Source organism: Paenibacillus mobilis, from assembly GCF_058267595.1.
This window is the reverse complement of record NZ_JBZCMS010000008.1, coordinates 38,282-52,315: the sequence shown is the minus strand read 5'-3', so window position 1 is coordinate 52,315 and position 14,034 is coordinate 38,282. Positions and strand designations below refer to the sequence as shown.

11 protein-coding genes are annotated in these 14,034 nt (G+C 55.3%); 5 read left to right on the top strand and 6 right to left on the bottom strand.

What is annotated here, in order from left to right; genetic code table 11:
- The first annotated feature begins 432 nt into the window (after positions 1–432).
- Positions 433–1,032: a GTP pyrophosphokinase gene (locus tag AC3ZPD_RS15675; protein WP_490985362.1), complete on the top strand. Its 600-nt coding sequence runs from the start codon at positions 433–435 to the stop codon at positions 1,030–1,032.
- A gap of 122 nt (positions 1,033–1,154) precedes the next feature.
- Here AC3ZPD_RS15675 and AC3ZPD_RS15670 read toward each other — a convergent pair whose 3' ends face one another.
- Together AC3ZPD_RS15670 and AC3ZPD_RS15665 are read right to left on the bottom strand one after the other, a co-directional pair.
- Positions 1,155–2,012, bottom strand: a complete 858-nt coding sequence (locus AC3ZPD_RS15670; protein ID WP_490985223.1) for a hypothetical protein — start codon at positions 2,010–2,012, stop codon at positions 1,155–1,157.
- 73 nt (positions 2,013–2,085) lie between these two features.
- Complete coding sequence (locus AC3ZPD_RS15665) at positions 2,086–5,187, bottom strand: DEAD/DEAH box helicase (RefSeq protein WP_490985222.1); 3,102 nt, start codon at positions 5,185–5,187, stop codon at positions 2,086–2,088.
- A 183-nt stretch (positions 5,188–5,370) separates the two neighbouring features.
- Here AC3ZPD_RS15665 and AC3ZPD_RS15660 point away from each other — a divergent pair, with 183 nt between their 5' ends.
- Positions 5,371–6,132 carry a TspO-related membrane protein gene (locus AC3ZPD_RS15660; protein ID WP_490985221.1) on the top strand — a complete coding sequence of 254 codons (762 nt, stop codon included), beginning with the start codon at positions 5,371–5,373 and terminating at the stop codon, positions 6,130–6,132.
- Positions 6,133–6,223: 91 nt separating this feature from the next.
- On the opposite strand, the gene AC3ZPD_RS15655 is transcribed toward AC3ZPD_RS15660, so the two are convergent.
- The 4 genes from AC3ZPD_RS15655 to AC3ZPD_RS15640 form a co-directional block, all read right to left on the bottom strand.
- On the bottom strand, positions 6,224–6,604 hold the full coding sequence (locus AC3ZPD_RS15655) for a RidA family protein (RefSeq protein ID WP_490985220.1): 381 nt from the start codon (positions 6,602–6,604) through the stop codon (positions 6,224–6,226).
- Positions 6,605–6,660: 56 nt separating this feature from the next.
- Entirely contained in the window at positions 6,661–8,082 is a 1,422-nt protein-coding gene (locus AC3ZPD_RS15650; protein ID WP_490985219.1) for an ATP-binding protein, read from the bottom strand.
- Positions 8,083–8,398: 316 nt separating this feature from the next.
- Positions 8,399–8,677: a hypothetical protein gene (locus AC3ZPD_RS15645; RefSeq protein WP_490985218.1), complete on the bottom strand. Its 279-nt coding sequence runs from the start codon at positions 8,675–8,677 to the stop codon at positions 8,399–8,401.
- 35 nt (positions 8,678–8,712) lie between these two features.
- The gene (locus AC3ZPD_RS15640; RefSeq protein ID WP_490985217.1) at positions 8,713–8,913 is read right to left on the bottom strand and encodes a CsbD family protein; all 201 of its coding nucleotides are present in this window, start codon (positions 8,911–8,913) and stop codon (positions 8,713–8,715) included.
- Between the two features lie 195 nt (positions 8,914–9,108).
- Here AC3ZPD_RS15640 and AC3ZPD_RS15635 point away from each other — a divergent pair, with 195 nt between their 5' ends.
- The 3 genes from AC3ZPD_RS15635 (at position 9,109) to AC3ZPD_RS15625 (ending at position 13,919) form a co-directional block, all read left to right on the top strand.
- Positions 9,109–10,755, top strand: coding sequence for a potassium/proton antiporter (locus tag AC3ZPD_RS15635; protein WP_490985216.1), 1,647 nt, complete (start codon positions 9,109–9,111; stop codon positions 10,753–10,755).
- A 221-nt stretch (positions 10,756–10,976) separates the two neighbouring features.
- On the top strand, positions 10,977–11,900 hold the full coding sequence (locus tag AC3ZPD_RS15630; RefSeq protein WP_490985215.1) for an FMN-binding protein: 924 nt from the start codon (positions 10,977–10,979) through the stop codon (positions 11,898–11,900).
- 60 nt (positions 11,901–11,960) lie between these two features.
- Complete coding sequence (locus AC3ZPD_RS15625) at positions 11,961–13,919, top strand: FAD-dependent oxidoreductase (protein WP_490985214.1); 1,959 nt, start codon at positions 11,961–11,963, stop codon at positions 13,917–13,919.
- The last annotated feature ends 115 nt before the right edge of the window (positions 13,920–14,034 follow it).

Sequence of the window (14,034 nt, the reverse complement as noted above, 5' to 3'; positions counted from 1 at the left end):
CTTTCGCGGGGCCGAACCGGCCCGCGCTCCCGTTAACGTTAACTATCATACCAGATTTAAGGCGTTCTGTGAAAACCCAACACCGGGATAGTGGTCTAGGCTCCCCTTTTTGATTTGACGGATCAATCAGAGTACAATAAAAAAGCCGACGGCGTTATTTTTATCAATTCTGCATTTTGCATAAAAGGTTTAAAAATGCCCTCGGATCCGGGCGGCAAAAGGATTCATTCCTTCGTTCGCCGTCCGAGGGCTGGTACAAGCAGCCTTTCTCTGCTGTTTTTTTATGTAAAATGCCCATCATTAGGAGAAGATACCTTGAGCATATCGAATGAACCGGGCAAAGGACTGACTTTGAACCCCGCGGAAATCAATCAATTGTGGGAAGCAGGCGGCGAACAGCTCGCCGGGTTCGAAAACTGGAACCAGCTGCCGATGATGTATCAAATGGCTTTAGATGAGCTTCACAACAAAATCAAGCTGCTTCAGTCGGAATGGAAACACCGCCAGGGTTATGATCCGATCGAACATATCAAAACACGCATTAAAGAGCCTCAGAGCATCGTGGGAAAAATGCAGCGCAAAGGCCTGGCTTTGACGCCTGACAATCTGGTCAACGAAATTCATGACATAGCCGGCATGCGTATCGTATGCGCCTTTGTGAAGGATATCTACAGCCTGGTCGATCACCTGCATACCCGCGACGATCTAAAGGTGATAGAAATCAAGGATTACATCGCCCAGCCCAAACCAAACGGCTACCAAAGCCTGCATATGATCGTTTCCGTTCCCCTGATTCTGATGGAAGGCCCGGAATGGATCAAGGTAGAAATCCAGCTTCGCACTTTGGCCATGGATTTCTGGGCCAGTATGGAACACATCTTATTCTACAAATACGACAAGCAGGTCCCGGCACATGTCATCAAAGAACTGTCGGAAGCGGCCCACGCGGCCGACGAGCTCGATAAAAAGATGCTTGGCCTGCGCAAGGAAATCATTGCGCTGTCGGAAGGAACAGCCGGCTCCGAGGAATGAAGCGCCTGCCGGATACACGCTGCCCTCAGGCAGCGTTTTTTTTGTGCGTAGGCGGTTGGCTGTTCTCTGGCTGCCGGCATTTGGCGGGGGCTGTTGAGTGGAAAACGAAGAAACGCCCGGGATTATTTCCCCGGGCGTTTCTTCGTTTCGTGCGGGCCGGCCGTGCGCTGCGCGGCCCGGCGCACGATCAAATCCAGGCCGTCCGGCGCGCCGGGCACGGACGGCAGCAAACCGGCCAGCCAGCTGCGCACGCTGGCCGCGGCCCCGCCGCCCGGGTCTGCCGCTGGCGCAGGCAGACCGCGGGCTTCGGCGAAGCCGGGGCCAGGCTCGTGCAGCGCGCCTTTGGCGGCCGCTGCGCTGAGCCACTCGGCGACGCCGGGCCCCGCACCCGCCGGCCGGGGGGCCGCCCCCCCGGCCGCGCGCTGCGCCGCGGCCGGTTCCTCCGGCGCGCGGGGCTCCAGCGCGCCCTCTTCGGCCCACGCGCCAAATACGGCGCGTGCCAGCTTCTCCGGCGCGAGATCCAGCGCCGTAAGGGCCAGGCGCGGGTCCGTGCTCCAGCCGGACACCGCCGCCTGCTGCAGCGCGGCTGCCCGCTTGCAGCCGCGGTCCCCGCAGGCGCAGCGCGCAGCGGTTCCGCGCAGCGCCTGCCCGTCAGCAGCCCCGTCCGGGACGGGCTGCGCCAAAGGCGGCTCCGCAGGCAGCAGCTCCGCCAGCCCTGCCGGCACGGCCGCACCGGCCAGCAGCGCGCCAAGCTCGAGCGGCTTCTCCTGCAAATAGCCGGTTACGCGTCCCGCCATCGCTTCATCCGCCGTCTGGACCGGCAGTACCAGCGTGCAGCCGTTATCCCCGCCGGACGGATTCTGCGCCTGATCAGCCGCTTCTTTCCCCGCCTCATGCCGCGCTGGATTCCATTCCGCTTTCAATTGCCCCGGTTCTGCCGTTACCTGAACGGCGCCGCCTGCGGCCTTTCCTTTCGCCATATGCTTCTTGCTCCTTTACTTTTACCTCTGGCCTATCAAACCTGCCCAGCTTCATATCCAGGCTTCGAAGGCGTTAAGTCCAATCCACAGTCTGCAGCGTAATCAGCTCCTGAAGCTCTTCCGTGGACATTTCCGTCAGCCACTGTTCCCCGGAGCCTACCACCTGCTCGGACAACGTTTTTTTCCGTTCAATCAACTCGTCGATTTTTTCTTCCAAAGTGCCCTGGCAAATCAGCTTGTGCACCTCGACGTTTTTATCCTGGCCGATCCGGAATACCCGGTCCGTCGCCTGATTCTCCACGGCCGGGTTCCACCAGCGGTCATAGTGGATGACATGGTTGGCCCGGGTCAGGTTAAGCCCGACCCCGCCGGCCTTAAGCGAAAGAATAAACAGCGGCGGCCCCGAGCCGTCCTGAAACGCCCGCACCATTTCATCCCTTTCCTTTTTCGGCACATTGCCGTGCAGGAAATACGGCTGAAACCCGTAGCGGTTGCCGATATGGCGGACAAGCAGATCCCCCATTCGGACATACTGCGTAAAAATAAGCGCCGCCTCGCCGTTCTCCGTCACCGTATCCGCAAGCTCCAGCAGCCGCTCAAGCTTGCCTGAGCGTTCGGCCGCCGAAGACCTGCCTGCAGCCGCGCCGTCCGACTGGAGAGCCGGATGGTCGCAAATTTGCTTTAGCCGCGTCAGCGAGGAAAGCACCAACCCTTTCCGCGCAATACCCTGGCTGTCTCCGATTCGGCCCATTAGGTCGTCGGTCACGTTTTTATATAAAGCGGCCTGCTCTGCCGTGAGGCTGCAGTAGGATTTCATTTCGATCTTCTGCGGCAGGTCCTTGGAAATATCCGGATCGCTTTTCAGCCTCCGCAGCAGGAACGGCGCCACCAGTCTCCGGAGCCGCGCCAGTTCTCCCGGATGCTCCTCTCCGCCTGACGCAAACTGGCGCCGGAAGGCCGCCGCCGTGCCGAGATAACCGGGATTGAGAAACTGAAAAATCGACCACAGCTCGCCAAGGCGGTTCTCGACCGGCGTCCCCGTCATGGCAATACGCTGCGGCGCGCGCAGCTTCATGACGCTTTGCGCCTGCTTGGTGCCGAAATTTTTAATATACTGCGCTTCGTCCAGTACGATGGCCGACCAATACAGCTCCCTCATTTCGGCCGAATCGCGGCCGGCCAGCTGATAGGTCGTCAGCACCACATCATAGGTTTTGCAGGCGTTGATCAGTGCTTCGCCGTGCAGTCTTTTTCCCCCATGGTGAATGTACACGGTGAGCTCGGGCGCAAACCGGCTGAGCTCCCGCTGCCAGTTTCCAAGCAGGGAGGTTGGGCAGATGATGAGATAAGCCCCTTCCTCCTTGCTGCCGTCCAGCATGGCCGTGATAACCTGAACGGTTTTTCCGAGACCCATGTCATCAGCCAGCAGCGCTCCAAAGCCGAGCCTCCGCATCAGGGAAAGCCACTGGAAACCCCGTTCCTGGTAAGGACGCAAAGTTCCCTGCAGAGACCTCGGAATCGGGCGGGTGTCCAGACGCCCCAGGGTGTCCCCCTGTACGAGGGCCTGCAGTAGCCCCTCCATTTCGAAGCCGGCCACATACATGCCTTCCCACTGTCCATCCAGCTCCGGGTCGGCGGCGAGATGCATCAGTTCGGCAAACGTCATGCTTCCCTCTTCGTGTTTCTTCATATATTTGAGGACCTGGCGGATTTCCTTGATGTCAATCTCAATCCATTCCCCCTGAAAAAAAACGAGCGGCAGCTTCGAATCGGCAAGCTCCTCCAGCTCTTTCTGGCTTAACGTCCGTTCGCCCAGCACCGCTTCCACCTTAAAGGTGACCAGCTGCTGCATTCCTACGCCGGCACGAGGAGCACGGTTTGCTTCTTGTTCCCAGTTCCCCGTCCGCAGCTTTATTCCGGTCCGGCGTTTACCTTCCTTCGTCCATTTTGAAGGCATTTGCACCGTCACCCCGCTGCGTCTGAGCAGCGGCACCGTCCGGCTCAAAAACCGGTAGACCTCTTCCTGGCTCAACTCCGTCCCCTCTGGGCGTGAAATCGACATCGCCTCCCGGATCTCGGGCGACCATTCCGCCGCTTTATACAGACAGAGCAGCAGCTCTTTCTGCACATCCTTAAACACGCCTCCGCCAAAAGCAAGGTCCGGCTCCAAATGGTTCCAGACGTTGTCCGCCGCCAGCCGGAGGGAAGGATCCTCTTTGCTTTCCGCCCAGAAGGACAGCATCCAATACGGGTGCTCTTCCCAGCGGTCCGGCGGCTCGAGCCGCAGGCAAAGCCGAATGCCGGGACTAGGCTCGGGAGTTTCTCCCCCACGCCCCTCCGGCTGCATGCCCCCGGCTTGGGCAATAACTTCCTCAAGCTCCGCAATTTCCGCCGCATGGCCCTGAATTTCAGCCGGATAAACTGAACCGGTCAAATTGTTCCACCACAGCTCGCTGAGCGGCGACGTTCCTCTTCTATAGTCAGCGCGGGCGTTTCTCAACTCTTTGCCGAGCTCCTGCACCGCGTCTTTTACTTTCACATCCATCAGCGCAGTCATAAAGGAGTGCAGCACGTCCAGCTGTCTCTGTTCGATCGACAACGCTTCTTCTTCCGCAGGCGGCCGGATATGAGCTAGGCCCAAGGGCGGCATTGCGACAGCAAGCAGCCGGAACCGCTTTTCATCCTCGGGTTCATCCAGCAGCGGGCACCAGACGGCACGGATCGCCGCCAAACTTCCTCTCCTTCTTCCTCCCTGAATAATCGCAGGTCTAGAGCCTGGAGCGATCCGTCCCCGCCGGAGAAGATCCATGGCAAACCGGGCCGCTTCGCGCCAATACACCATTTCGCCGCCCGGCGTAATGCCCTGCGTTTCCAAGTCGGCATCTTCCCAGGCAAACAGCATGTTCCAGGTATCTTGAGGCGTTAAGGCTAGCCCCTCCAGGCTGCGGCCCGTCAGCACCCGGCGTTCTCCGCGCCGCTCCTGTCCCCGGAGCATAGCCGCCGGCCATCTCAGTTCAGCAAGCCGCAGCGCAGCCTGCTGAAAGGGGCGTTCGCCCGCTGAAGTTTGAAGACGCCGCATGGTCATGACCCACGCGTCCACTTTCGATTCCGATATTTCTCCAGAGAAGCTGAAGAACACATCGCCAAGCCATATTCCATAAAGACGTTGATTCATTGCTTTCTCCTGTCTATCTCCGTTTGAGAACTTAATATTATATTATACATTAAGCTGCTCGTTTAAAAACAGGTTTCGGCAAACTCGGGATAAAATGGGCCAGGGAAGATGGGTATATAGTCCGCCACAGGGTATATGTTTATAGAAAGGATATCTCGAATTTGTACAGGAGAGGAGCCGGGCATGCTTAAACGTAATCCTTATAGATGGTGGAACGTGCTCTTTTACCTCATCATGATTGCCGTAAATGCAGCCGCTGTAATCCTTCCGCTCGGCGGCCTGAGCACCCGGCAGCTTTCGGACAAATACCATACTCTGATAACCCCTGCCGGCTATGCTTTTGCAGTCTGGAGCCTGATTTACCTGCTGCTGGCCGGTTTTTGCATCTACCAGTTCGGAAGGTATACCAATTACCGCGACTCGGTTTTATCGATCGGGATCTGGTTTGGATTATCATGTCTTTTTAATGCGGGGTGGATTCTGCTCTGGCAGTACCCGTATGCGGAGGCTTCCGCAGCCGATCTGCTTGCTCTTCTGGCCGTTTTGATTGTCCTTTACCGCAGAACACGCCTGATCTCTTATCCTACCCCCGGAGAAAAAGCGTTCCTGCGCCTGCCCTTCAGCCTTTATTTGGGCTGGATCAGCGTAGCTCTGATGGTCAATATCGCAGCCGTACTTCGGAAAAACCACTGGGACGGCTGGGGCCTTCCCGCTGACAGGTGGGCGATTATCGCCTTGGCGGTTGGCGCCGTTATTGCGGTGGCGGTTTCCTTATCCAACCATGACGGCCTTTTTCCGCTCGCCTTCGTCTGGGCCTATTCGGCTATCGCGGCAGAACAGAAAGGGACGGTTAACGTTCATCTGACCGCCATAGGCCTGGCCGCCATTTTGATGGTCTTCAGCCTGTGGATGCTGTTGTTCAGGCCCGTTCGGCATTGGCGTTAAATTAACTCTGAGTAGGCTTTAACCAAAAAAAAGAGCCCGGCAGGCTGATGCCTGCACGGGCTCTTTTGGTCGAGACGCTTGGGAGACAGAATTATTTCTTCAGCGCGATAACCTCGATTTCCACCAGCGCGTCCTTCGGAAGACGGGCCACCTCCACGGCACTGCGGGCCGGATAAGGTTCGGTGAAGAACGTGCTGTAAACCTCGTTCATTTTCGCAAAGTCGTTCATATCTTTCAGGAAAACAGTCGTTTTCACGACCTGATCCAGACCGCTGCCGGAAGCTTCCAGAATAGCTTGGACATTGCGCAGCGATTGTGCGGTTTGAGCAGCTACTCCTTCAGCCAGCTCACCGCTGGCCGGATCCATGCCGAGCTGCCCGGACGTATAAACCAAATCTCCGATTGAAATCCCCTGGGAATAAGCGCCAATGGCTCCGGGGGCGTTTGTTGTAGCGATTACGGACTTTTTCATAGCTAAATCCCATCCTTTGCTTTACGGTTATTCAAACTATCATTATAGCCATTGTATCATTTAAGCGGCAGAAAAAGCGAGAAGGTACTGCCGATGCCCACCCTGCTCTCCAAACGGATAAATCCGCCCAGCAAACGGGCCAGATCCCGGCTGATCGAAAGCCCCAGTCCGGTCCCGCCATACTTGCGGCTGATGGTCCCGTCGGCCTGCTGAAAAGCTTCAAAGATGGAGTGATGTTTGTCCTCCGAAATACCGATCCCGGTATCCTTGACTTCAAACACGACCCAGTCCCCCTGAACCTGATCCCGCGGTTCCGATTTGCGCATCGTCAGGCTGACTTCCCCTTGTGAAGTAAATTTAAAGGCATTGGACAGCAAATTCCGCAAAATCTGCTGCAGCCTTTGTCCATCCGTATGAAGCGTATGGGGCAGCTGTTCATCCCGGTGAACCTGGAAACTCAGGCCCTTCCGCTGGGCAAGCAGTTCAAACGGCAGATAAACCAGCTCCGGAATTTCGCAAATGCTGATTTCTTCCACCGTAATCTCCAGCCGGCCGGCTTCCACTTTGGACAAATCCAGAATGTCGTTGATGAGCTGCAGCAGCTCCTGACCGGACTTGTAAATAATTTCGCCGTACAGCACGTTTTCGTCATCCGGCTGATTATCCGGCTCTCCGTCTTTGTTTCGGCCGTTTTCCGATATCAGCTGAGCCAGGTTGATAATGCTGTTGAGCGGCGTTCTCAGCTCATGGGACATATTCGCCAAAAATTCGGATTTATACTGGGAGGCCAGCATCAGCTGCTTGGCGCGTTCCTCCAGAACGATTTTGGCTTTATGAAGCTCTTCCGTCTGCCGCATCATCAAGGTATTGGTTTCCTTCAGCTCCCGGTTCCGCCTTCTCTCCAGCTGGAAATCGCGGAACATGAAAACGAATCCCGTACTCAGCGCAAGGGAAAGGAGCAAGGTGCCCGGCAGCATATGCACCATGTAGTATTCGAAAGGAATGACGCCGAGTATCGCAATGTCCAGGTTGTTAAAGACATTAATGACTACGATAAACACAAAGGCCTGCACAATATAAGCCATTTTATGGCGATTGAACCACCATCTCAGCAATGCGGCTACCAGCCCGAGAATAAACATGTTCATACATCCTGCCATGGAAGCCGCATTGATTCCGAACAGGAGGCGGCACAACCCGATTCCTCCCCCGATGAGGGCTAAGATAAAGGGCTGGCGATAGCTCAGCGCGGCGATGATCAGGGGAACGAACCTTAGGTCGAAAATAACGTTTTCCCCGAATTGAAGGCCAAAATACATGGATACGTATGCCGAAAATACGATCAGCAGCACGGATGATGCATATTTGATTTTCCCTGAAGCCACTACAAAGACATATTTATATATGAGATTAGCCAGGTAGGCGATAGTGACCAGAATACTCAAATTTATAGCAAAAGCGTTTCCCATGTCATTCATTCATCCTATCACTCCCGGCTGCAGGCAGAAGCAGCTAGGGCCGCCGGCCGGGAAGACCAGCAACCTTAGCTCCTGCATAATCATATGAACTGGAATTGCAGCTAGATTCCTAAGTTTCAAGTTTTCAATTTTCTGTGTTTCTAGGGTTCTATCAAAAAGGTAACAAATTGTAATATCTTCATATGTATCCTATCATATCACGAAGAAATGCCCCGGAACAGATTAAAATAACCCCACAAAGTGAGGTCCTGCTCCGGCGGCTGCTCCCCGCGCGTTTCCGGAAGCCCGGAAACCTGTATGCTAAAAACGCGAACCCTTAAGCCCGATTCGCGTCTCTGTTCCCGAAAGTCGGCCAGGCAAAATGAGGCCATCTTAGTTTTCGTCCCTTAACGCCTGCGGGAAAGGCTTCCTCGCTTCGTACGGGGTTCTCCGGCGTATCCCCTGCTGCTTCAGCAGATGCTTCAACAGAAAGCTCCTCCTCCGGCAGCATGTAATACCTGCGGTGATAGGTGCTGACCATGTCTCCTTGTACCGTTACCACATAATCGTTATGCAGCTCCAACAGTCTGCCTTCCGCAACATGAGATTTATACATGCTGATTCGCCTCTATTCCATGATGATTCCGGACTTTAGTTCCGGCTTCGAACCCAGCTGTCATATTCCTGCTCTGCGGCATCTTTGCTGTGGCCGTAGCGTTCCTGAAGTTTGCCGACCAGCTTGTCTTTTTCGCCGGCAATGACATCCAAATCGTCGTCGGTCAGTTCGCCCCACTGCTTCTTCGCTTCGCCTTTCCACTGATTCCATTTGCCTTTCAACACGTTTTGGTCCATTTTCGGTCGCTCCTTTGTGTTCCTAGCATGGATTGTTGTAACTTTGGTGCCTTGTATGTTTTTATTACCCCGCCGGTTTGGGCCTGAACCGAAATCCTGTTCTTCCCAACCGGCTGCTTGTTTCGTCTCTCTCTAATTTCGTCTAATTAATAGATAGGCTGCAAAAATTACATTTTAAAATAAGGGGCTGCTTAGATGGAATTGACGCAACTGACCGAACAAATTGTCATTTTGTTGGCAGCTCTGCTGCTTATAGGGGTTTTAGCCACCAAATTTTCAAGCAAGCTGGGCATGCCGGCCCTGGTCTTTTTTATTGTTGCCGGCATGGTGCTGAGCCGGTTCGTTTATTTTGACAATCCGTTCCAGACCCAGCTTGTCGGGACGCTGGCGCTGGTCGTTATTCTGCTGGACGGCGGGATGCAGACCAAATACATGACCATTAGGCCGGTCATCGGCTCTGCCCTTTCATTAGCTACGGTAGGCGTGGTAATCACCACGGTTCTGATCGGCCTGGCCGCCCACTACATTCTGGGCGTTACCGTCGCCGAAGGCCTTCTCTTTGGCGCTATCGTCGGCTCCACGGACGCTGCCGCCGTGTTCTCCGTCCTCAGCGGAAAAAACATCAAGGAGCGGATTACGTCCACGCTGGAGGCCGAATCGGGCAGCAACGATCCGATGGCTGTTTTTCTGACCGTCACGCTGATCGGCTGGATTCAGAGCCCCCACCATGAAATCTGGGAGCTGCTGCTTTCCTTCGTCCTCGAAATGGGCATCGGCCTGGCCGCCGGCCTCCTGCTCGGATGGCTCGCCGTTAAAAGCATTAATCTGATCAATTTTGACTCCTCGGGACTCTATCCCGTCATGACTGTGGCGTTTGCGGTGCTGACCTACGGTCTGACCTCCATTGCCCACGGCAGCGGGCTGCTTGCCGTTTACGTGATGGCCCTGGTGCTCGGGAACAGCGATCTGACCTACCGGCAATCCATCTTGCAGTTCAACAAAGGGTTTGCCTGGATCATGCAGATCACGATGTTTACTCTGCTGGGCCTTCTCGTGTTTCCCGCCGATCTGCTGGGCATCGTCCTGCCCGGACTGGCACTGTCCTTAATTCTGATGCTTATCGCCAGACCCGCAGGCGTACTTGCCTCCCTGCTGTTCTCCAAATTCAAATTCAAGGAGCAGCTGCTGCTTTCCTGGGCCGGTCTGCGGGGAGCCGTCCCTATCGTTTTGGCCACTTACCCGCTGCTCGCCGGACTTCCGCATGGCCAGCTGTTTTTTAACGTCGTCTTTTTCGTTATCCTGACCTCCGCCGCCATTCAGGGCCCCACCATCTCTCCCCTTGCGCGCAAGCTGGGCTTATCCGAGGAGAGCGGAAACCATGCCCATTCTCTGCTGGAACTGGTCTCTCTGGGGAAAACCCGCTCAGAGATCAATCACATTCATATTCATGCCGGGATGAGGGTGGTCGGCAGCGAAATCCGTCAATTGGGACTTCCTGACAACGTGCTCGTTACCGCCATTATCCGCGGCGAGCAAATTGTTACTCCGCATGGGGACACGCTTATCGAGGAGGGGGATACCTTATATGTTCTGGGGCCAAAGGCCGAGCGGGCAAACATCAAGGGGATTTTCAGCTTTCAGCCGACAACGCTCAGCCCCGTCTCTCCCGAGCCGGAGCTGATTCCGGATCCCGTGCCGAAACTGGCCCGGGATGCCGTGGAGCTGTCCCGATCCGGCATCGTGCAGGACGAGCTTACGGATCAGCCAGACCCTGCCGAAAACGAAGGGCAAACCGTCTCCGCCCTTCCGGCACCGTCCTCTTCCTCTTCCGATAAAAAATGAACGCTTCCTTCCAGACACCTTGCCCGGCTTCGGGCAGGGTTCTATTTATCACATGATATGTGATTAATTTCACATATTTATTGCAATTTGATATGCTAAGATTCCATCGAACAAGTAGAAAAGGCTGCGCCTTTTTTCATCAGAATACCGGATTATACGGCCTCCACAGGCTGAATGATCCGCATCAGCCTTTTATTTTCAAATGTTGGAGGTCAAGACTTATGAACATGAAAAAAACATCCGTTGTCATCAGCAGCGCCCTGCTGATCGGCCTGCTCGCAGGCTGCGGCGACAGCAACGGCAATACGGCCGCTTCAGGCAACAGCGCGGCTCCTTCCGCTTCCGCCGATGCTTCCCAGAACGCCGGGGGCAGCTCAAATGCCGGTGCCAGCACAGATCAGGGCCAATACCAGGACGGGACCTATTACGCTATCGGGGAACCGGACGCCAAAACCGGCTGGCAGCTCTACCTGGTCATGAACGTAGCCGGAGGCAAAATTACAGAGGTTAACTGGAACGGCATAAACAAAGATATCGGCCCGGACAAGGTGACCTACTCCAAGGAAGGCAAATACGGCATGAAAGCCGGCGGCGCTTCCGCCGAATGGCACGAAGAAGCCGAGAAAGCTTCGCAATACCTGCTGGATAAACAGGATCCTAAAGCCATACCGGTAAAAGACGATGGAACCACGGATGCCATTTCCGGCGTTTCCATTCATGTCGGCGATCTGGTCAATCTCGCTGAAAAAGCGTTCAGCGCCGGCCCTGTCCAGGTCGGTCCTTACAAAGACGGCACCTATCATGCCGAAGGCGACAGCTTTGATCCTGAAACCGGCTGGAAAGATACCACCGATCTCGTGATCGCGGCAGGCAACATCATTCATGCCAACTTCAGCGGCGTAAATGCAAAAGGCGAAGACAAAAAAGCCTATTCCATTGCCGGCAAGTATGGCATGAAAGCTGGCGGGGCTTCCGCCGAGTGGCATGAAGAAGCCGAGAAAGCCGAAGCTTTCCTGGTGGAAAAACAGGATCCGGCAGCCGTCACCTTCAAAGCGGACGGAACGACCGACGCCATCTCCGGCGCATCGATCCACCTGAAGGATTACTTCGACATGGCTGCCAAGCTGCTCGAACAAGCCAAATAAGCATGACCCGGACTGACCGGATTGATGGAGAGACCAGCTAAAATAGAAAAGGTGAGTATAATGAAGAAAATCGTAATTCTTGGCGGCGGCTACGGCGGTGTCGTGACTGGCAAGCACCTGGCCAAAAAGTTCAAGAAAAACAGCGACGTACAAATTCAGCTGATTGACCGCAACCCGTATCACACGCTTCTTACCGAGCTGCACGAGGTTGCCGCAAACCGTACGCCGGAAGATGCCATCCGGATCGAACTGAAAAAAATGTTTGAAGGCCGCAATGTGGACGTCGTGCTTGACAGCATCGACTCCATCGACTTTAAGGCCAATCAATTGCGCTCTGCCGAAGCAACCTACGATTACGATTATCTCGTTATCGGCACCGGTTGCAAGCCAAGCTTCTTCGGCATTCCGGGCGCGGAAGAAAATGCTTTGACGCTTTGGTCCTATGAAGACGCCATCCGGCTGAAAGAGCAGGTCCGCGCGATGTTTGGCCTGGCTTCCAAGGAAACAGACGCGGCCAAACGCCGTAAAATGCTCAGCTTTGTTGTTGTAGGCGCAGGTTTCACGGGTATCGAGCTGATCGGCGAGCTGTCCGAATACCGCGATGAGCTTTGCAGAGAATACAACTTCGACCGTGCGGATGTCCGTCTGGTCGTAGCCGATATGGCCCCGAAAATTTTGCCGATTCTGCCGGATAAACTGATCGAGAAATCGGCCAGGTATCTGGAGAAACGCGGCGTTGAGATCATCACCAGCGCCAAAATTACCGGCGTAAACCAAGGCAGCGTCGTGCTGGGCGAACAAGAGCTGGAAGCCGACACGATCGTCTGGACCGCCGGCGTTGAAGGCTCCGACCTGGTCGGCAATTTGGATGTGCAGCAGCAGGGCCGCAAACGGATCGTGACCAACGACAAGCTGCAAAGCGTCGATCACGACAACGTTTATATCGTCGGCGACAACATTTTCTTCATTCCGGAAGGCGAAACCCGCCCCGTGCCTCAAATGGTTGAAAACGCCGAGCAGGCCGGTCCGGTTATTGCCCATAACATTCACGCCGAAATTATGGGAACCCCGAAAAAATCCTACAAACCGGGCTTCCACGGCACCATGGTCAGCATCGGCAGCCGTTACGGCGTAGCCAATGTAGGGATGCCGAACAAAATGTTCCAGGTCAGCGGTTTCCTGGCCATGTTCTTCAAACATATGATCAACCTGTATTATCTCTTCACCGTAGCCGGCTTCAACAAGGTTTGGACTTACATGATGCATGAGTTCTTCCATGTGAACAACCGCAGAAGTTTTGTCGGCGGGCATTTCTCGAAACGCTCCCCGAACTTCTGGCTGCTGCCGCTGCGCCTGTTCGTCGGCTACAAATGGCTTTCGGAAGGTTTGGATAAGCTGCCCAAGGTCTGGAATCATCCGAATTCCATTTTCCTGATCCCGGCTTCCTCCAAAGCGGCCGACGCTACCTCCGCGGCGAGCGAAGCCGCCGGTGCCGTCTCCACTACCGTTGACGCCCAAAGCGCCGCGTCGGCCGTAGGCAGTGCCAAGGAAGCGGTGGAAGCCATGCCGGTTCCGCATTTTATCACCAGTATGGTGAACGGATTTATGGATATCTTCTTCTACCATGCGGACGGCAGCTTTACCCCTCTCGCCAGCGTGTTCCAGTTCTGCATGGTGCTTGCGGAGCTAGCCATCGGCGTTCTGCTGATCGTTGGCCTGTTCACCGCTCTCAGCTCCATCGCTACCGTCGGTCTGGGCGTCATGATTTGGACCTCCAGCATGGCTTCGACGGAAATGCTGTGGTACTTGGCCGCAGGCATCGCCCTGATCGGCGGGTCCGGCAGCGTGTTCGGTCTGGACTACTACGTGCTGCCATGGCTGAAGAAACACTGGAAAGGCATTCCGCTTGTCCGAAAATGGTATCTTTATACTGAAGAAAGCCCAGAACTCGGCGCCTTGCGTAAAACTGCTCTGCCGGCTTCCGGAAGCAAATCCGCTTCAGCTGGACAATCGAAGTAATCGGGCAGGCTGCCATTCGTGAAAAATAGCCGGAGCCGTGCGGAACTCCACACGGCTCCTTTTCTTTTTAGGCCGGGGCGAGCTTATGATCCTGAACCCCGGCGATCCTCATTAG

Coding starts and splice junctions, on each gene's coding strand:
- AC3ZPD_RS15675 (WP_490985362.1), top strand. CDS start 433: ATGATGTATCAAATGGCTTTAGATGAGCTTCACAACAAAATCAAGCTG.
- AC3ZPD_RS15670 (WP_490985223.1), bottom strand. CDS start 2,012: ATGGCGAAAGGAAAGGCCGCAGGCGGCGCCGTTCAGGTAACGGCAGAA.
- AC3ZPD_RS15665 (WP_490985222.1), bottom strand. CDS start 5,187: ATGAATCAACGTCTTTATGGAATATGGCTTGGCGATGTGTTCTTCAGC.
- AC3ZPD_RS15660 (WP_490985221.1), top strand. CDS start 5,371: ATGCTTAAACGTAATCCTTATAGATGGTGGAACGTGCTCTTTTACCTC.
- AC3ZPD_RS15655 (WP_490985220.1), bottom strand. CDS start 6,604: ATGAAAAAGTCCGTAATCGCTACAACAAACGCCCCCGGAGCCATTGGC.
- AC3ZPD_RS15650 (WP_490985219.1), bottom strand. CDS start 8,082: ATGAATGACATGGGAAACGCTTTTGCTATAAATTTGAGTATTCTGGTC.
- AC3ZPD_RS15645 (WP_490985218.1), bottom strand. CDS start 8,677: ATGTATAAATCTCATGTTGCGGAAGGCAGACTGTTGGAGCTGCATAAC.
- AC3ZPD_RS15640 (WP_490985217.1), bottom strand. CDS start 8,913: ATGGACCAAAACGTGTTGAAAGGCAAATGGAATCAGTGGAAAGGCGAA.
- AC3ZPD_RS15635 (WP_490985216.1), top strand. CDS start 9,109: ATGGAATTGACGCAACTGACCGAACAAATTGTCATTTTGTTGGCAGCT.
- AC3ZPD_RS15630 (WP_490985215.1), top strand. CDS start 10,977: ATGAACATGAAAAAAACATCCGTTGTCATCAGCAGCGCCCTGCTGATC.
- AC3ZPD_RS15625 (WP_490985214.1), top strand. CDS start 11,961: ATGAAGAAAATCGTAATTCTTGGCGGCGGCTACGGCGGTGTCGTGACT.